Below are 17,438 nucleotides of genomic sequence, written 5' to 3' on the forward strand. Positions count from 1 at the left end.
TGACCACGGTTACAAATTCTTCTTGACTTGTCAACACAAACAGGCGTAAACACAGTAACTACAACACGCAAAGCCACATGTTCCCACATTCGCCGGCCCGACCAGGGCCTCGGGAACAAGCCGCGGGAACGATCAGAACGGAGCCGGTGTGTACGCCGAGGAGAGACAGCAGGCCATCGCCGAGGAGGTTCGCGTCGCAGGGCGCGCCTCGGTCGCCGAGCTCGCCGCGAAATTCGACGTGACCAGTGAGACCGTCCGCCGCGACCTCGCGGTCCTCGAACGCGGCGGGCTCCTGCAGCGCGTCCACGGCGGTGCCGTCCGCCCCGAGGTCCTGCGCGTGATCGGCGAACTCGGCATCGCCGAACGCGAGACGGAACAGACCGAGGAGAAGGCGGCCATCGGCCGTGCCGCTCTCCGCTTCCTCCCGCCGGACGGCGGATCGGTTCTGTTCGACGCAGGTACCACCACCTTCCGGGCCGCCGAGGCCATGCCGCGCGACCGCGGCCTCACGGTGATCACCAACAGCCTCCCGATCGCCGGGCTGCTCGCCGGACACCACGCCGACGGTCTCCACGCCCTCGGCGGTCGCGTCCGCGGGCTCACCCAGGCGACGGTCGGCGCCGAGACCGTCGCCGCCCTGGGACGTCTCCGCGTGACGACCGCGTTCATCGGCACCAACGGACTGAGCGAGGCACACGGACTGTCCACCCCCGATCCCGACGAGGCGGCGGTGAAGGCAGCGATGGTCGCCGCGGCACGACGCGTGGTCGTCCTCGCCGACAGTTCGAAGATGGAGCGCGAGGAACTATCCGGATTCGCCGGCATCGACGACATCGATGTCCTCATCACGGACTCCGGCATCGATCCGCGGTTCTCCGCCGCATTGTCCGCCCGCGGCGTCGAGGTCGTGATCGCGTGATCCTCACCGTCACCGCAAATCCGAGCGTCGACCGGACCCTCGAACTCGCCACGCCGCTGCGACGCGGCGAAGTCCAGCGGGCCGGCGTCGTCCGCGCCGAACCGGGCGGCAAGGGCGTCAACGTCGCCCGCACCGTTGCCGCCGCCGGCCTCTCGACCCTGGCCCTCCTGCCCGCTCGCGCCGGCGACCCCCTGCTCGCCGCTCTCGACGACCTCGCACTCCCCTACGACGCCGTCCCCGTCGACGGCGAGGTCCGCTCCAACATCACCATCGCCGAATCCGACGGCACCACCACCAAGGTCAACGCCCCGGGCGTGGCCCTGACCGCGGCTCAGCTCGAGTCCCTGTCCGCTCTGATCCGCACCCACGCGAACGGCGCGGACTGGGTCACGCTGTGCGGATCGCTTCCGCCCGGTGTGCCGGACGACTGGTACCGGAGTATCGCCGACGCGCTCGTCACCGCCGGATGCCGGGTAGCCGTGGACACCTCGGGGGCGCCGTTGCGCGCCGTGGCAGGCGGACGTGTCGACCTCGTCAAACCCAACGAGGACGAACTCGCCGAACTCACCGGCGCCGACGCCGCCGAGCTACGTGATTCCCTGTCCCGCAACGACCTCCGGCCCGTCGTTGCCGCGTCGCGGGTCCTCGTGGAACAGATCGGCGGTAGTGTCCTGGCCACCCTCGGTGCACGGGGCGCCGTCCTCGTGACCCCGGCGGGCACCTGGTGCGCGACCCCACCACCGATCGTCCCGCGCAGCACCGTCGGGGCCGGCGACTCGTCCCTGGCCGGTTTTCTCATCGCCCAGACGCGCGGTGCCTCGGCTCCGGCGTGCCTCCGATCGGCCGTCGCCTACGGAGCAGCGGCTGCGGCGCTGGCCGGCACCGCCTCCCCCACCCCGGAGCACCTCGACCTGTCCGGGGTCACGGTCACGGAACTCTCCGGGGCCGGCCGATGAGATGACCCCGATCGCACCCCCGCACCAGTACCCACCCCACACCAACCCTCCACTGCCTAAGGACAACCCATGACCGAGCAGATCATCACCGCACAGACGGTGAGTCTCGACGTCGACGCCGGCGCCGACCCCGCCGCCGTCATCACCACCCTCGCCGATGCTCTGGCCGCGGCCGGACGGACCACCGATCCGGCCGACCTGGCCCGAGCGGCACTCGAACGAGAGGCCAAGTCCGCCACCGGGCTTCCCGGAGGCATCGCGATCCCGCATGCGCGCACCGCGTCGGTGACGTCGGCGAGCCTCGCCATGGCGCGCCTGTCCCGCAAGGTCGACTTCGGCGCACCCGACGGTCCGGCCGATCTCGTCTTCCTCATCGCCGCCCCCGAGGGCGGTGCGGCCGCGCACATGAAACTGCTGAGTTCGCTGGCGCGCTCGCTCGTCCGCCCCGATTTCGTGGCGGCCCTCCGCGAGGCCGAGACCGACGACCGCGTCATCGAACTGGTCACCGAGGCCATCGACCCCGACGCCAAGAAGACGGTGTCCACTCCCCCGGCGGCTCCGGCGACGACCGAGACCCCGGGCGGCGCCGAGTCGACCGCCGGGAAGTCCGACGAGAGGCGGCCGCGCATCCTCGCCATCACCGCCTGCCCCACCGGGATCGCACACACCTACATGGCCGCGGACGCCCTCAAGTACGCCGCCGAACGGGCCGGGGTCGACTTCGCGGTGGAGACGCAGGGCTCTTCGGCCACCACACCGTTCGATCCCGACGTCATCGCATCCGCGGACGCCGTCATCTTCGCGACCGACATCGGAGTGAAGGGCAAGGGCCGCTTCCACGGCAAGCCGGTGATCGCCTCGGGCGTCAAACGCGCCATCAACGAACCCGACACGATGATCGCCGAAGCCGTTGCCGCCGGGCAGAATCCGGATGCGCCGCGGGTAACCGACGACGGAGGCACCGACGCCGCCTCGTCCGGATCGTCGTCGGGTGTCGGACTGGCCGGTCGCACCCGGCAGGCACTCATGACCGGTGTCAGCTACATGATCCCGTTCGTCGCGGCGGGCGGTCTGCTCATCGCACTGGGCTTCCTGCTCGCTGGCTACGAGATCGCCAACAGCACCCTCGATGCCGGCGGTTCCCTCAACGACGCCGCCTTCATCGCCCTGAACAACAGCCTCTGGGATCTCCCCTCCGGGGGTCTCCTCCAGTACCTCGGCGCGGTGAGTTTCGCAATCGGATCGGGGGTGATGGGGCTCGCCGTCCCGGTCCTCGCCGGATACATCTCCTTCGCGATCGCCGACCGTCCCGGCATCGCACCCGGTTTCGTCGCGGGCATCGTGTCCCTCGCCGTCGGTGCGAGCTTCATCGGCGCACTCATCGGCGGCCTGATCGCCGGCGCCGCGTGCCTGTGGATCTCGCGACTCCCGGTTCCGCAGTGGGCCCGGGGCCTGATGCCGGTCGTGATCATCCCGTTGTTCGGCAGCCTGATCGTCGGCGGCCTGCTCTACCTGGTTCTCGGCAAGCCGCTCGCCTGGCTGACCGAACAGATGAACTCCGGACTCGAGAGCATGTCCGGCGGATCGGCCGTCGTCCTGGGCATCGTGCTCGGCCTGATGATGTGCTTCGACCTCGGCGGCCCGGTCAACAAGACCGCCTACCTGTTCGCCACCGCCGGTATCGCCGACGCCGCGACCGCAGGCCCCGCACAGTTCCAGATCATGGCCGCGGTCATGTGCGCCGGCATGGTCCCACCGCTCGCCCTCGCGCTCGCCACAGTGCTCCGGCCCGGCCTGTTCACCGAACCCGAACGCGAGAACGGCAAGGCCGCATGGCTTCTCGGCGCGTCGTTCATCTCCGAGGGCGCCATCCCGTTCGCCGCGGCCGACCCGTTCCGCGTCATCCCGTCGATGATGGCCGGCGGCGCCCTGTCCGGCGCGCTGATCATGGCATTCGGTGTCGAACTCCGCGCCCCGCACGGCGGCATCTTCGTCTTCTTCGCCATGAACAACTGGGGGCTGTTCCTCGTGGCCCTGCTGGCCGGCACCGTCCTGAGTGCGGTCGTGGTGATCGCGGCGAAGCAGTTCGGCCGGACCCGCGAGATCGCGGCGGCCGACCTCGAGGCCGTGGCAGCCTGAAGTCCGGACCCCGCCGAACACCCACACCCCGACGAACAACCACCAACACACGCGCAACAACCAACACAGGAGGCACCATGCCCAGCACCACCGCCACCGTCGGATCGGCCGTCGGCCTGCACGCCCGCCCGGCCACGATCATCGCCGAGGCCGTCGCCGACACCGGCAGCACCGTGACCCTCGCGCTCGAGGGCGGCGACCCGGTCGACGCCGGTTCCGCACTGATGATCATGACGCTCGGCGCCGAGAAGGGCACCAAGGTCGTGGTGACCGCCGAGGACCAGGCCGCCCTGGACAAGATCGCCACCCTCGTCGAGACCGATCTCGACGCGGACTGACCGGATCTAGACCGTGAGGTCCGCGATCTCGCCCGCGAAAGCGGCCGGGACGCGGACCTTCATCGTCGTACCCGACTCGGTGTGCTCGGAGGCGAGGACCTCGCCCTCGCTGTGGATGCGGGAGACGATGTCGCCGCGGGAGAACGGCACCTCGATGGTGAGCTCGACGTCTTCGCGACCCACGAACTCGCGGACGCGGTCGAACAGTTCGGGCAATCCCTCGCCGGTGCGTGCCGAGACGAACACCGCGTCGGCGCCGACCGCACCGCGCAGTTCGGTGAGCCGGTTCCCGTCGATCGCGTCGATCTTGTTGATCACCAACAGTTCCGGCGGCGCCTCCGCCTTCTCCTCGGCGACGATCTCGCTGATGACCTGACGCACCGCCGAGATCTGTTCCATCGGGAAGGGATCCGATCCGTCTACGACGTGCAGGAGCAGGTCGGCGTCGACGACCTCTTCCAGAGTCGACCGGAACGCCTCGACGAGCTGGGTGGGCAGGTGGCGCACGAAACCGACGGTGTCGGTGAAGACCACGGCCCGGCCGTCGTCGAGCGTGGCCCGCCGGGTCGTCGGGTCCAGGGTCGCGAACAGCGCGTCCTGCACCAGGACACCGGCGCCGGTCATCGCGTTGACCAGACTCGACTTGCCGGCGTTGGTGTAGCCGGCGACGGTGATCGACGGGATCGCCGAACGGTTGCGGGCGGCACGCTTGGTGGTGCGCGCCTTCTTCATGTCGCGGATCTCGCGGCGCAACTTGGCCATCCGCTCACGGATGCGCCGGCGGTCGGTCTCGATCTTGGTCTCACCGGGACCACGCAGACCCACACCGCCGTTGCTTCCGGCCCGGCCACCGGCCTGCCGGGACATCGACTCACCCCAACCACGCAGACGCGGGAGCATGTACTCCATCTGCGCCAGCGAGACCTGCGCCTTGCCCTCGCGGGACGTGGCGTGCTGGGCGAAGATGTCGAGGATGAGTGCGGTCCGGTCGATGACCTTGACCTTGACGACCTTCTCCAGCGCGGTCAGCTGGGCGGGTGTGAGCTCACCGTCGCAGATGACGGTGTCGGCCCCGGTCGCCAGGACGATCTCGCGGAGTTCCTCGGCCTTGCCGCTACCGATGTAGGTGGCGGAGTCCGGTTTGGACCGGCGCTGGATCAGCGCGTCGAGGACCTGCGAACCGGCGGTCTCCGCCAGCGCGGCGAGCTCGGCCATGTTCGCTTCGGCCGAGGCGGCGCTGCCCTCGGTCCAGACACCGACGAGGACCACCTTCTCGAGGCGGAGCTGCCGGTACTCGACTTCGGTGACGTCGGTGAGTTCGGTGGAGAGTCCGGCGACGCGCTGCAGCGACGCGCGCTCGGAGAGTTGGAGTTCGCCGACGGTCGGATCGTCGTCACGGTGGAGGTCACCGGAGCGATCGTCGAGGTCCGCGTCGGACAGGATCTGTGCTGATGATTCGGTCATACGGGATCCATGGTCTCACGACCCGCCCGTGCCGAGCACGTGATTATCGGCTCAGCGGTCCCAGCCGGGTCGCAGGACGCCGTCGGCGACCAGCATCGACGGGCCGCGCAGGGTCGAGCCGTCGGTCCGAATGGTCACCGTGACCTCGCCGCCCGGGATGCCGATGCGCAGCTCACCGGTGTCCTGCCCGCGCGCGTCGAGAGCGGCGCGCGTGGCTGCGACCAGTCCTGTTCCGCAGCTGCGGGTCTCTCCGACGCCGCGTTCGAAGACCCGCATCCGCGCGTACAGACGTCCGTCGACGTCCTCGGCCGGCGGGGTGAGCAGCTCGACGTTGGCTCCGTTCGGGAAGTCGTCGGCCTCGATGACCACGCCCGCGGTGAAGTCGACGGCCGCGAGGGCGTCGGCGGTGAGATCGGCCACCACACACGCCAGGTGCGGGTTCCCGACGTCGACCTTCGCACCCGGGTAGATGTCGTCGCCGATGCGCACGACCGAGGTGCCGTCGAGGCGGGCGATGCCCATCTCCACCGTGACCTCGGCATGCACGTCGTCGAAGGAGTGGATGATCACCGGCCGGGCCCCGGCGCGCGAGCCCACCGTGAAGGTGTCCGTGTCGGTGAGTCCGGTCGCGCGGACGAAGTGGGCGAAGACGCGCACGCCGTTGCCGCACATCTCGGCGATCGAGCCGTCACCGTTGCGGTAGTCCATGAACCAGTCGTCGGCCGCGACACCGTCCGGCAGGGCGTCGAGAACACCGCGTTCGACGAGCGCACCCGCTCGCGCGACGCGCAGCAGGCCGTCGGCCCCGATGCCCCGCTGCCGGTCGCACAGAGCCGCGACCATCTCGGCGTCGAGCGACAGTTCGGCGGCCGGGTCGGCGAGCACGACGAAATCGTTCTGGGTGCCGTGACCCTTGACGAAGCGCAGACCGGTCTGTGGTGAACTCACGCGCACCAGACTACTTCTCGCTCAGACCTCAGACAGCGGCCAGAGCACGGTCGGCGAGGTCGGGGGCGGCGGCGTCGAGCCAGACGGCACGGTGATCGCGGCGAAACCACGACCGCTGCCTGCGCACGTACCGGCGGGTGCCGATGAAGGTGAGTTCCTCGGCCCGGGCCATGTCGTATTCACCGTCGAGGGCGCCCAGCACCTGCTTGTAGCCGATCGCCTGCGAAGCCGTGCGGCCCTCCCGCAGTCCGACCGCACACAGTGCCTCGACTTCGTCGACGAGCCCCGTGGAGAACATCAAGCGGGTACGACGCGCGATCCGGTCGTCGAGTTCGGCGGTCTCCCGGTCGAGCGCGAGGATCACGGTTCCCCACCGGGGCTCACCGATCGTCGGTTGGGACGCCGCGAACGGCTGCCCGGTCAGTTCGACGACCTCCAGCGCGCGGACGATGCGCCGGCCGTCGGTGTCGAGAATCGTTGCGGCCGCGGCGGGATCGACCGATGCCAGCAGCCGGTGCATCTCGGCGACGCCGCGTTCGGCGAGCATCTCCTCGTACCGGCCGCGGACCTCGGGATCGGTCGCCGGGAACTGCCAGTTGTCGAGCAACCCCTGGATGTACATCATCGAGCCGCCGACGATGACCGGGATCCGGCCTGCGTCGAGGAGTCGCTCCACGTCGGCGGTCGCGGCCTGCTGGTACCGGGCGACGGTCGCCACCTCGGTCACGTCGAGGACGTCGATCTGATGGTGCGGGATGCCACGGCGTTCATCGAACGGCACCTTGGCGGTCCCGATGTCCATACCGCGGTACTGCTGCATCGCGTCGATGTTGACGATCTCCCCGCCGAGCCGCTCGGCGAGATCGAGGGCGAGGTCGGATTTCCCGCACGCAGTCGGGCCGACGACCATGATCGGTCGAAATTCCGGATGGTCGCTCATGACCGGTCACCGGAAACGGTCCACGTGGCGACGACGTAGCCGACCCCGAACGGGGCGTCGGCGTAGCTCGTCTTCGCGACGACGCCGGAGCCGCAACTCTCCACCGCGGCGGCGGCAACCTGCCACGCGACCCGGCCGCCGACACCCTCGGTGTTGCAGGGAGCGGCTTCGAGGTCCAGGAGCGCCGCGATGTCGGCAGCGCCGATCGCCGCGACGATCGAGTCGTTGAGGGCGACCGCGGAGTCCCGGCGGCCACCGCCCGGGGCCTTGGGGGTCAACGCGGTCGAGCCGTCGCCGACGACGAGGAGTCCGATCCGCTCCGCGGACTCCCCCAGGCGCGCGGCGAGATCCGCACCGATGGCCGCGCACTCGGCGGGCGAGGTCTCCCGGCCGACGATCCACGTGCTCGTCTGCCCCAGCGACGCCCACTGCCGCAGCCAGGCCCCGATCAGGGCGGACAGGCTCATCCTGGGGCCGGTCCGATCGCTCACAACCACCCGGACATCGACCCCGAACCGGGCGAAACTGCCCGACCCCGACTCCTCCACCGGACCCTCCACCGGGGCGTCGGAGGCGCCGACCACGACCCAGCGATCGATCCCGGTCGACGCCACGTCGGCGAGCGCATCCCGCACCGCCGATCGCACGGGTTCGGTGTCGAACGCCGACGGACCGGCCAATTCGGGTACCAGCAACGGGGCACTCGGTACGAAGACGACGGCCGCAAGCACACCACGACGCTAGTCGAACCAGACATCGTGCCCCACGCCCGAACCCCGACACGGATCCCGGTAAGTCGCCGCGCACGCCACATACACGCGCCTGAACTGCTTGAATGGATCCGTACTGTCGGCTGTCGCCGGGACGTTACGATGCCCCGCGAGAACCGACCCAGCGACCGGCAGCCGTGACGCGCGGCACCACTGAGCGGCAGGACATGTGCAGATGACCCACCCGACCGACCCCTCCACGGCCACCGAGGCGCCGCAGACGAGCACTCCGGTCCCGACGCCGACGCCCGGCCCCAAACCCGGTCCGCGCCCCAAGCCGGGCCCGCGTCCGGGACCGCACGAACCCGTCATCACGCACATCAGTGCCGGCGATCCGCACCGCTACGGACGCATCGACTCCTCGGGTGTGGTGTGGCTCAAGACCGCCGACGGCGAACGCGAGATCGGCCAGTGGCAGGCCGGCACCATCGAAGAGGGTCTCGCCCACTTCGCGCGCCGCTTCGACGACCTCGCCACCGAGGTCGAGATCCTCGAGGAACGCCTCAGCGCACGGTCCGGTGACCCGCGCAAGGCCCAGGCCGCCGCCAAGCACCTGCTCGACGACCTGCCGAACGCCCACGTCATCGGCGATGTCGCCGCGCTACAGCAGCGCCTGGAGGCCATCGTCGGCTCCGCCGACGAGGTCGCCGAGTCGCTGCGCGCCGAGCGCGAGAAGACCCGCGCCACCGCCATCGCCCGCAAGGAGACGCTTGCCGGCGAGGCCGAGCAGATCGGCGCCGAAGCCACCAACTGGAAGGGCGCCGGCGATCGACTCCGCGAGATCCTCGACGAGTGGAAGACCATCAAGGGCATCGATCGCAAGACCGATGACGCCCTGTGGAAGCGCTACGCGAAGGCCCGCGATGCCTTCAACCGCCGCCGGGGCGCCCATTTCGCCGAACTCGACCGCGAGCGCGCCGGGGCGAAGGAACGCAAGGAAGCGCTGATCGCCCGCGCCGAGGAACTGTCGTCGTCCACCGACTGGGGTCCCACCTCGGCCAGGTTCCGCGAACTGCTGGGTGAGTGGAAGGCCGCCGGTCGTGCGCCCCGCGACACCGACGAGGCCCTGTGGCAGCGGTTCAAGGCAGCCCAGGACGTCTTCTTCAACGCTCGCAACGCCGCGACCTCCGAACGTGACGCCGAGTTCGCGGCCAACGCGACCGCCAAGATCGCGCTGCTCGAGGCCGCCGAGAAGGCCATCGACCCGGCCGCCGACCTCGACGCGGCGCGTCGCGAGTTCCGGTCGTTCCGCGACAAGTGGGACGAGATCGGCAAGGTCCCACGCGACCAGATGCATTCGCTGGAAGCACGCGCACGGGCCATCGAGAAGCGCATCCGCGATGCCGAGGACGCGCAGTGGCAACGCACCGACCCGGAGGCCCAGGCGCGAGCGGCCCAGTTCGCCGACCGCGCCGCGCAGTTCGAGGAGCAGGCCCGCAAGGCCGCCGAGAAGGGCAAGGACCGCGAGGCGGCGTCGCTGCGCGAACAGGCCGCGCAGTGGCGCGAATGGGCCGAGGCCGCGCACAGCGCCGTCACCGACCGCTGAGCGAACCCACCCCAAACCGACCACCCGAGGACCCCGGGCCGCCGACTACGTCGGCTGTTCGGGGTCCTTGTGGTAGAGCGCCGAGGCGTACGCTTCCTGTTCGGCGGCCTGGCGGCGACGCTCGGCCTCCATCGCCAGGTGGTACGACGAGCGCGCCCACACCACGCGTGACCAGTGGAACGTCAGGACGAAGACCGAGACCCAGCCGAGCACCAGACCGATGCCCACTCCCGACGGGGGCTCCACGCCACCGACGCCGGGGGTGTTGCGCGACCACCAGGCGAGCATGCCGGCCACACAGGCGATGGCGCAGCCGCACAGCGCGATCCACGCCAGAATCCAGCGGCGGGTCAGCAGCGCGAGCATCGAGATCACGATGCCGAAGATCGCGACCAGATAGACGAAGATCTTCGACACGATGGTGACCCGTTCGGCCGCGGCCTCCGGCGCGAAGGACAGCACCTCGAGGCCGGTCACCGAGCCGGTGTGCGGCAGGACCAGCGACACCATGGCCAGCAGGACGGCGATGGCCACGACGACCGCGCGTGCACCGGGGTCGATTTCGCCGGCGACCTTGCGCTCGGCCTTCCTCAGGTCCTGTTCGTACTCCTTGAAGGCGTCCTTCTCGGAAGCGCCGGGTGTGCGGTCCGGATTCTCGGACATGTGATCGCCTCTTCTCACGAGTGGGGTCTGTGTGGCGCGCGCCCTAACCGCAGGAACCGCATCCGGCGTCGGCAGACGCCGAGGCAAGGGTGGGTACGGGGGGACCAATGGTCGGAAGGCCGAGCCCGACGCCGACGGGGGCGGTCGTGGGCGTGCGGCTCTGCTCGTAGGCGTCGCCGGCGCGCGTACGGCGGTGCGAGAGCACCCCGGCGTCGGCGATCAGGTGGTGCGGCGCCGCGGCGGTGACCACGGTGTGGACCACGTCGCCGGGGCGGATGCCCGCGGTGCCGCCGGGCGCGAAGTGCACGAGGCGCCCGTCACGCGCGCGACCGGTCATGCGCCGGGTCTCGGCGGACTTGCGTCCCTCGTCGGCGACGACGAGCAGCTCCACCTCGGTGCCGGTCAGGGATTCGTTCTCCGACAGGCAGATTCGTTCCTGCAGCGCGATGAGACGCTGGTAGCGCTCGCCGACGACGTCGGCGGGCACCTGGTCGGGCATCGTCGCGGCCGGGGTTCCGGGGCGCGGCGAGTACTGGAAGGTGAAGGCGCTGGAGAACTGAGCGTGTTCCACGACGTCGAGGGTCGCCTGGAAGTCCTCCTCGGTCTCCCCCGGGAACCCGACGATGATGTCGGTGGTGATCGCGGCATGCGGCATCGCCGCGCGGACCTTGTCGAGGATGCCGAGGAACCTGGTCTGACGGTAGCTGCGTCGCATCGCCTTCAGGATGCGGTCGGAGCCGGACTGCAGCGGCATGTGCAGCTGCGGGCACACGTTGGGGGTCTCGGCCATCGCCTCGATGACGTCGTCGGTGAACTCGGCGGGATGCGGTGAGGTGAACCGAACCCGTTCGAGCCCTTCGATGTCACCGCAGGCACGCAGCAGTTCGGCGAAGGCTCCGCGGTTGCGCGGCTGGTCGGGATCGGCGAAGGACATGCCGTAGGCGTTGACGTTCTGTCCGAGCAGCGTCACCTCGACGACGCCCTGGTCGACGAGCGCCTTGACCTCGGCGAGCACGTCACCGGGGCGGCGGTCGACCTCCTTGCCGCGCAGCGACGGCACGATGCAGAAGGTGCACGTGTTGTTGCAGCCCACCGACACCGACACCCAGCCGGAGTAGGCCGAGTCGCGCTTGGCGGGCAGCGTCGACGGGAAGCGCTCGAGGGAGTCGAGGATCTCGACCTGCGCCTCCTCGTTGTGGCGGGCGCGGTCAAGCAGCGCCGGGAGCGACCCGATGTTGTGGGTGCCGAAGACGACGTCGACCCACGGCGCCTTGGCGATGACGGTGTCCTTGTCCTTCTGCGCGAGGCAGCCGCCGACGGCGATCTGCATGCCTGGGCGCTGGGACTTCACCGGCGCGAGGTGCGACAGGTTGCCGTAGAGCTTGTTGTCGGCGTTCTCGCGGATGGCACAGGTGTTGAAGACGACCAGATCGGCGTCGTCGTTCTCACCGGCACGCACATATCCCGCGTCCTCGAGGAGGCCCGAGATGCGTTCGGAGTCGTGAACGTTCATCTGGCAGCCGTAGGTGCGAACCTGGTAGCTGCGGGCTGACTGGGCTGATGCAGCCTCGTCAGGCCGATCCGACAACTCGATACTCACTCCTACCAGGGTACGGTGCCGACGCAAATCGCCGACTCGGCGCAACCGGTACCGCTGATCGGCACGAACTTGGTTAGGGTTCTTCAATGACCGTTTCGCCGAGCAAGTCCGCGGACCCCGGGTCCCAGCCGATGATCGCGATGCGCGGGGTGCAGAAGCACTTCGGTTCGCTGCACGTCCTCAAAGACATCGACTTCGAGGTTCCCGCCGGTCAGGTGGTCGTGGTCCTCGGTCCGTCCGGATCGGGCAAGTCCACCCTCTGCCGGACCATCAACCGCCTCGAACCGATCGACGAGGGTGAGATCCGTGTCGAGGGTCAGCTCCTGCCGGCCGAGGGCAAGGACCTCGCCCGCCTGCGCGCCGACGTCGGCATGGTGTTCCAGTCCTTCAATCTGTTCTCCCACAAGACGATCCTCGAGAACGTCACCCTCGCACCGACAAAGGTGCGCAAGAAGTCCAAGGCCGACGCCAACAAGCGCGCGCTGGAACTGCTCGAGCGGGTCGGCATCGCCAGCCAGAAGGACAAATACCCCGCCCAGCTGTCCGGCGGCCAGCAGCAGCGCGTCGCCATCGCCCGCTCCCTCGCCATGGACCCGAAGGTCATGCTGTTCGACGAGCCGACCTCCGCACTCGACCCCGAGATGGTCAACGAGGTCCTCGACGTCATGGTCTCCCTGGCCAAGGAGGGCATGACGATGCTCGTGGTCACCCACGAGATGGGCTTCGCCCGCAAGGCCGCCGACCGGGTGATCTTCATGGCCGACGGCGCGATCATCGAGGACGCCGAACCCGACACCTTCTTCACCGACCCCAAGACCGACCGGGCACGCGACTTCCTCGGCAAGATCCTGGGGCACTGAGATGCGGATGAGTCAGGAAACACACCACGCGCACCCGCAGGTATCCCGATGGCGCAGCGCCGGACTGGTCGTAGCCGTCGTCGCCCTGCTCGCCGGACTCCTGTCGGGTTGCGGCAGCACCGAACCCCGCAACCTGCTGAGCTCGATCCGTGAGGGATCGGTCGTCCTCGGCGTCAAGTTCGACCAGCCCGGCCTGGGCCTGTACGAGCCGGACGGTAACGTCACCGGCTTCGACGCGTCGGTGGCCACCTACGTGGTCAACGCCATCGCCGACGACCTGGGGGTCGACCACCCGGAGATCACCTGGCGCGAGACGCCGTCGGCCCGTCGCGAGGCGATGATCGACAACGGCGAGGTCGACCTGATCGCCGCCACCTACTCGATCAACGCCAGCCGTTCCAAGAAGGTCTCGTTCGGCGGACCGTACCTGCAGACCTACCAGGGCCTGATGGTGCGTGCCGACGACAACTCGATCGACGAGCTCACCGACCTAGACAAGGGCAAGAAGCTCTGTTCGGTGACCGGCTCGACGTCGGCGCAGAACGTGAAGGCTCAGCTGCCGACGGTGCAGCTCCAGGAGTACGACTCCTACTCCGCCTGCGTCGAGGCACTCCGTCGCGGCAAAGTCGACGCGCTGACGACCGACGAGGCGATCCTGGCCGGCTACGCCAACTTCTGGAAGGACGAGTTCAAGCTCGTCGAGATGACCTATCTCAAAGACGCCTGTGTCAAGGACGCGCTGAAAACGGCGGGCAGCCCGTTCTCCACCGAACGCTACGGCGTCGGTGTCGCGCTCAACGACACGGCCGCGGTCGATGCGATCAACAAGGCCCTCGACGCCATGCTGAAGCCGGTCAAGGGTGCGGAGTCAGCGTGGAACGCCGACCTGCGCGAGGCTCTCGGCAACGAGTACGTGGACGAGATCATCGCGCGCGCGGACCGTCCCGACTCCAAGTTCCCCTATCTGCCGGACCCCGGTGACCTCGAGTTCCTCGACTCACCGTCCACGCCGTGCCCGCCCGGACTCGAGTGAGAGGAGTAATCGATGAATGACGCCTCTCTGTGGGAGAGCATGGGCCCCCAGCTGTGGCCTGCCTTCTGGGTGACCATCCAGTTGACCTTCTATTCGGCGATCGGCTCACTGGTCTGGGGCACGATCCTCGCCGCGATGCGGGTCTCCCCCGTTCCGGTGATGCGCGGCTTCGCGAGCGTCTACGTGAACGTCGTCCGCAACACCCCGTTGACGCTCGTCGTGCTGTTCTGTGCGATCGGTCTGTACCAGAACCTGGGGCTGACCTTCGCGCCGACGATCAAGTCCAACAACTTTTGGCTCGCGGTCCTCGCGTTCGTCCTCTACACGTCGACGTTCGTCTGTGAGACGCTCCGCTCGGGCTTCAACACGGTGCCCCTCGGGCAGGCGGAAGCGGCCCGGTCGTTGGGCATGCCGTTCACCCAGGTGTTCGGGATCATCGTGTTGCCACAGGCCATCCGGTCGGTCATCGGCCCGATGGGCAGCGTGCTCATCGCGCTGACGAAGAACACCACGGTTGCCTCGGTCATCGGCGTCGCGGAGGCCGCGGCCCTGATGAAGACCGAGATCGAGACCTTCTCCGACCAGCTGTTCGTGATCTTCGGCGTCATCGCCGTGGGCTTCATGATCATCACCCTCACCGAGGGAGCCGTCTTCGGCTACCTCGCCAAGCGACTGGCGGTGAAACGATGAGCGCCGAATCGACTGTCCTGTACGACGCACCCGGCCCACGCGCACGAACCCGGAACCGCCTGACGGCGATCCTGTTCATCGCGGTCCTCGCGGCGATCGCGATCTACGTGATCGCCGTGCTCGCCGCGAACGAGCAGTTCACCGGCGAGAAGTGGAGCCCGTTCGTCACCTGGTCCACCTGGACCGGATACATCCTGCCCGGCCTGTGGCGCACCCTCGCGGCGGCGGCCGTCTCGATCGTGCTCTCGCTCATCCTCGGTGCCCTGCTCGGCATCGGGCGGTTGTCGGATCACCTCTGGGGTGCGTGCCGTGTCGGGCGTGTTCGTCGAGGTGTTCCGCGCGATCCCGGTGCTGATCCTGATGGTGTTCACCTGGTTCCTGTTCGCCATCTACGGGATCTTCCCGTCGTCGATGCTGGCGTTCGCCGCCGTCGTCACCGGCCTGACGCTCTACAACGGGTCGGTGATGGCCGAGATCCTGCGCTCGGGTATCAACTCGCTGCCGAAGGGCCAGACCGAGGCGTCGATGGCGCTGGGTCTGCGAAAGAGCCAGATGATGCGGATCGTGCTGCTCCCCCAGGCGATCACCGCGATGATGCCGGCACTGATCTCGCAAATGGTGGTGGCACTGAAGGACAGCGCGCTGGGCTACATCATCGGCTACTCGGAGGTCGTGCGCAGCGGCCTGCTGTCGGCCTCGCGCTACGGCAACTACATCCCGGCGCTGATCGTGGTGGCGATCATCATGATCCTCATCAACTTCGGGCTGTCGAACCTGGCGACCTACGTCGAACGGCGGCTGCGTCAGGGGCGTCGGGCCTCCGAACCCGTGGACCCGGAGAAAACCGAGCAGGCCGCGTCGGAGAACCTCCTCTGATCCGGGCGATCCCGTGACGGGGAGGCGTCAGGCATCGTCCAACGCGCCGAGCGCCTCCCCCACCACGTCGAACGCCAGCGACTGCGAATAGCCGCGCCGCACAAGGAATCCGGCCAGGCGGCGCAGGGTCTTCTCGCGTTCGGCACGATCGGCGACGACGCGTTCGACGACCGCCGGCGTCAGTTTCCGCTCGACGAGCCCGGCGGCGATCTCGCGTTCGTCGTCGGGGTCGATGTCGGCGAGGGTCTCGGCGATGATCGACTCCGAAATCCCCTTGGTGCGCAGTTCGTGACGGAGCGCCACGCGTCCCTTACCGGAGTTCAGAGAACGGGAACGCACCCATTCCGCGGCGAAGTCGGTGTCGTCGAGCAACTGGTGCTTGTCGAGCCGCGCCATCACCTCGTCGACGGTGTCGGTGTCGAATCCCTTGCGGGTCAACCGCTCCCGCATTTCGTGCCGTGAACGCGCACGGACCCCGAGCAGCCGCAGTGCGGAGTCCCATGCGCTGGGTCCCTTTTTCTGCGTCCGGTCGGGGTCCGTTCGTTCGGGGCTTGATGCCTCGTTCATATCGGATCAGGCGGGACCGATCAGAATTCGACCGGTGCCGGGGCGACGTCGTCGGCGTCGACAGTGGCGCCGATACCGAGCTTCTCTTTGATCTTCTTCTCGATCTCGTCGCGGATGTCGACGTTCTCGAGCAGGAACTTGCGGGCGTTCTCCTTGCCCTGGCCGAGCTGATCACCCTCGTAGGTGAACCACGAGCCGGACTTGCGGATGAAGCCCTCGGCGACACCCATGTCGATCAGCGAGCCCTCCTTGCTGATGCCCTGGCCGTAGAGGATGTCGAACTCGGCCTGCTTGAACGGCGGCGCGACCTTGTTCTTGACGACCTTCACGCGGGTACGGTTGCCGACCGCGTCGGTGCCGTCCTTGAGGGTCTCGATACGGCGGACGTCCAGGCGCACCGACGAGTAGAACTTGAGAGCCTTACCGCCCGTGGTGGTCTCGGGGGAACCGAACATCACGCCGATCTTCTCGCGCAGCTGGTTGATGAAGATCGCGGTGGTCTTCGACTGGCTCAGCGCGGAGGTCATCTTCCGCAGCGCCTGGCTCATCAGGCGGGCCTGCAGACCGACGTGGCTGTCGCCCATCTCGCCCTCGATCTCGGCCTTGGGCACGAGTGCGGCCACCGAGTCGATGACCAGGATGTCGAGCGCGCCGGACCGGATCAGCATGTCGGCGATCTCGAGCGCCTGCTCACCGGTGTCGGGCTGCGACACGAGCAGGGCGTCGGTGTCGACACCGAGCTTGGCGGCGTAGTCGGGGTCGAGCGCGTGCTCGGCGTCGATGAACGCGGCGATACCGCCCTGGGCCTGGGCGTTGGCGACGGCGTGCAGCGCCACCGTCGTCTTACCCGAGGACTCCGGACCGTAGATCTCGACGACGCGGCCGCGGGGCAGACCACCGATACCGAGGGCGACGTCGAGTGCGATCGAACCGGTCGGGATGATCTCGATCGGCTGGCGGGTCTCCTCGCCCAGGCGCATCACCGAGCCCTTACCGAAGTTCTTGTCGATCTGCGCGAGAGCCAGATCGAGGGCCTTCTCACGGTCTTGAGGCGCAGGTGCCATGGGAGTTCTCCTCGGTTGTGAGCCGGATTTCCGGCGGGTGGTCGGTGCGGTCCGGGCGTTCATGT

16 protein-coding genes and 1 pseudogene are annotated in these 17,438 nt (G+C 68.7%); 9 read left to right on the forward strand and 8 right to left on the reverse strand.

All coding sequences use genetic code 11. The features are described 5' to 3' along the window. Positions 1–148 precede the first annotated feature (148 nt). The 4 genes from RVF83_RS19940 to RVF83_RS19955 all read left to right on the forward strand — a co-directional run bounded on the left by RVF83_RS19940 (position 149) and on the right by RVF83_RS19955 (position 4,352). On the forward strand, positions 149–919 hold the full coding sequence (locus RVF83_RS19940) for a DeoR/GlpR family DNA-binding transcription regulator (protein WP_005197359.1): 771 nt from the start codon (positions 149–151) through the stop codon (positions 917–919). Beyond that, positions 916–1,875 (forward strand): 1-phosphofructokinase, encoded by a 960-nt coding sequence (gene pfkB / locus RVF83_RS19945; protein ID WP_005197361.1) that lies wholly within the window; start codon positions 916–918, stop codon positions 1,873–1,875. Before RVF83_RS19940 ends, pfkB begins: the two co-directional genes overlap by 4 nt. A gap of 69 nt (positions 1,876–1,944) precedes the next feature. Further along, positions 1,945–4,014 (forward strand): PTS fructose transporter subunit IIABC, encoded by a 2,070-nt coding sequence (locus tag RVF83_RS19950; RefSeq protein ID WP_005197363.1) that lies wholly within the window; start codon positions 1,945–1,947, stop codon positions 4,012–4,014. 77 nt (positions 4,015–4,091) lie between these two features. After that, positions 4,092–4,352 (forward strand): HPr family phosphocarrier protein, encoded by a 261-nt coding sequence (locus tag RVF83_RS19955; RefSeq protein ID WP_005197364.1) that lies wholly within the window; start codon positions 4,092–4,094, stop codon positions 4,350–4,352. A 6-nt stretch (positions 4,353–4,358) separates the two neighbouring features. Here RVF83_RS19955 and hflX read toward each other — a convergent pair whose 3' ends face one another. The 4 genes from hflX to RVF83_RS19975 are packed head-to-tail and all read right to left on the reverse strand — an operon-like array spanning position 4,359 to position 8,435. After that, positions 4,359–5,816: a GTPase HflX gene (gene hflX / locus RVF83_RS19960; RefSeq protein ID WP_005197366.1), complete on the reverse strand. Its 1,458-nt coding sequence runs from the start codon at positions 5,814–5,816 to the stop codon at positions 4,359–4,361. Positions 5,817–5,867: 51 nt separating this feature from the next. Then, complete coding sequence (gene dapF, locus RVF83_RS19965; protein ID WP_005197367.1) at positions 5,868–6,770, reverse strand: diaminopimelate epimerase; 903 nt, start codon at positions 6,768–6,770, stop codon at positions 5,868–5,870. Between the two features lie 22 nt (positions 6,771–6,792). Continuing rightward, on the reverse strand, positions 6,793–7,704 hold the full coding sequence (gene miaA, locus RVF83_RS19970; RefSeq protein ID WP_005197368.1) for a tRNA (adenosine(37)-N6)-dimethylallyltransferase MiaA: 912 nt from the start codon (positions 7,702–7,704) through the stop codon (positions 6,793–6,795). Next, the gene (locus tag RVF83_RS19975; RefSeq protein ID WP_005197370.1) at positions 7,701–8,435 is read right to left on the reverse strand and encodes a hypothetical protein; all 735 of its coding nucleotides are present in this window, start codon (positions 8,433–8,435) and stop codon (positions 7,701–7,703) included. Before RVF83_RS19975 ends, miaA begins: the two co-directional genes overlap by 4 nt. A gap of 214 nt (positions 8,436–8,649) precedes the next feature. On the opposite strand from RVF83_RS19975, the gene RVF83_RS19980 reads away from it, so the two are divergent. Further along, positions 8,650–10,020, forward strand: a complete 1,371-nt coding sequence (locus RVF83_RS19980; RefSeq protein WP_005197371.1) for a DUF349 domain-containing protein — start codon at positions 8,650–8,652, stop codon at positions 10,018–10,020. A gap of 45 nt (positions 10,021–10,065) precedes the next feature. Here RVF83_RS19980 and RVF83_RS19985 read toward each other — a convergent pair whose 3' ends face one another. Then, positions 10,066–10,683: a hypothetical protein gene (locus tag RVF83_RS19985; RefSeq protein ID WP_005197373.1), complete on the reverse strand. Its 618-nt coding sequence runs from the start codon at positions 10,681–10,683 to the stop codon at positions 10,066–10,068. 43 nt (positions 10,684–10,726) lie between these two features. After that, on the reverse strand, positions 10,727–12,271 hold the full coding sequence (miaB, locus tag RVF83_RS19990) for a tRNA (N6-isopentenyl adenosine(37)-C2)-methylthiotransferase MiaB (RefSeq protein WP_005197374.1): 1,545 nt from the start codon (positions 12,269–12,271) through the stop codon (positions 10,727–10,729). A 143-nt stretch (positions 12,272–12,414) separates the two neighbouring features. On the opposite strand from miaB, the gene RVF83_RS19995 reads away from it, so the two are divergent. The 4 genes and pseudogenes from RVF83_RS19995 to RVF83_RS20010 all read left to right on the forward strand — a co-directional run bounded on the left by RVF83_RS19995 (position 12,415) and on the right by RVF83_RS20010 (position 15,742). Further along, positions 12,415–13,143, forward strand: a complete 729-nt coding sequence (locus RVF83_RS19995; protein WP_174351882.1) for an amino acid ABC transporter ATP-binding protein — start codon at positions 12,415–12,417, stop codon at positions 13,141–13,143. A 1-nt stretch (position 13,144) separates the two neighbouring features. Then, positions 13,145–14,176 carry a glutamate ABC transporter substrate-binding protein gene (locus RVF83_RS20000; protein ID WP_005197380.1) on the forward strand — a complete coding sequence of 344 codons (1,032 nt, stop codon included), beginning with the start codon at positions 13,145–13,147 and terminating at the stop codon, positions 14,174–14,176. Positions 14,177–14,188: 12 nt separating this feature from the next. Next, complete coding sequence (locus tag RVF83_RS20005) at positions 14,189–14,866, forward strand: amino acid ABC transporter permease (RefSeq protein WP_005197381.1); 678 nt, start codon at positions 14,189–14,191, stop codon at positions 14,864–14,866. Then, a pseudogene (locus RVF83_RS20010) lies at positions 14,863–15,742 on the forward strand (ABC transporter permease subunit). Before RVF83_RS20005 ends, RVF83_RS20010 begins: the two are co-directional and overlap by 4 nt. A 27-nt stretch (positions 15,743–15,769) precedes the next feature. Here RVF83_RS20010 and RVF83_RS20015 read toward each other — a convergent pair. Together RVF83_RS20015 and recA are read right to left on the reverse strand one after the other, a co-directional pair. Continuing rightward, positions 15,770–16,309 (reverse strand): regulatory protein RecX, encoded by a 540-nt coding sequence (locus RVF83_RS20015; protein ID WP_005197383.1) that lies wholly within the window; start codon positions 16,307–16,309, stop codon positions 15,770–15,772. A gap of 20 nt (positions 16,310–16,329) precedes the next feature. Beyond that, positions 16,330–17,373, reverse strand: coding sequence for a recombinase RecA (gene recA, locus RVF83_RS20020; protein WP_005197385.1), 1,044 nt, complete (start codon positions 17,371–17,373; stop codon positions 16,330–16,332). Positions 17,374–17,438: the final 65 nt, after the last annotated feature.

Origin of the sequence: Gordonia rubripertincta (genome assembly GCF_038024875.1) — a bacterium.
Taxonomy (GTDB): Bacteria; Actinomycetota; Actinomycetes; order Mycobacteriales; family Mycobacteriaceae; genus Gordonia; species Gordonia rubripertincta.

Excerpts from the sequence above, each read along its gene's own strand:
- RVF83_RS19950 (WP_005197363.1), top strand. The coding sequence starts at position 1,945 with ATGACCGAGCAGATCATCACCGCACAGACGGTGAGTCTCGACGTCGAC.
- RVF83_RS19955 (WP_005197364.1), top strand. The coding sequence starts at position 4,092 with ATGCCCAGCACCACCGCCACCGTCGGATCGGCCGTCGGCCTGCACGCC.
- hflX (WP_005197366.1), bottom strand. The coding sequence starts at position 5,816 with ATGACCGAATCATCAGCACAGATCCTGTCCGACGCGGACCTCGACGAT.
- miaA (WP_005197368.1), bottom strand. The coding sequence starts at position 7,704 with ATGAGCGACCATCCGGAATTTCGACCGATCATGGTCGTCGGCCCGACT.
- RVF83_RS19980 (WP_005197371.1), top strand. The coding sequence starts at position 8,650 with ATGACCCACCCGACCGACCCCTCCACGGCCACCGAGGCGCCGCAGACG.
- RVF83_RS19985 (WP_005197373.1), bottom strand. The coding sequence starts at position 10,683 with ATGTCCGAGAATCCGGACCGCACACCCGGCGCTTCCGAGAAGGACGCC.
- RVF83_RS19995 (WP_174351882.1), top strand. The coding sequence starts at position 12,415 with ATGATCGCGATGCGCGGGGTGCAGAAGCACTTCGGTTCGCTGCACGTC.
- RVF83_RS20000 (WP_005197380.1), top strand. The coding sequence starts at position 13,145 with ATGCGGATGAGTCAGGAAACACACCACGCGCACCCGCAGGTATCCCGA.
- RVF83_RS20005 (WP_005197381.1), top strand. The coding sequence starts at position 14,189 with ATGAATGACGCCTCTCTGTGGGAGAGCATGGGCCCCCAGCTGTGGCCT.
- RVF83_RS20015 (WP_005197383.1), bottom strand. The coding sequence starts at position 16,309 with ATGAACGAGGCATCAAGCCCCGAACGAACGGACCCCGACCGGACGCAG.
- recA (WP_005197385.1), bottom strand. The coding sequence starts at position 17,373 with ATGGCACCTGCGCCTCAAGACCGTGAGAAGGCCCTCGATCTGGCTCTC.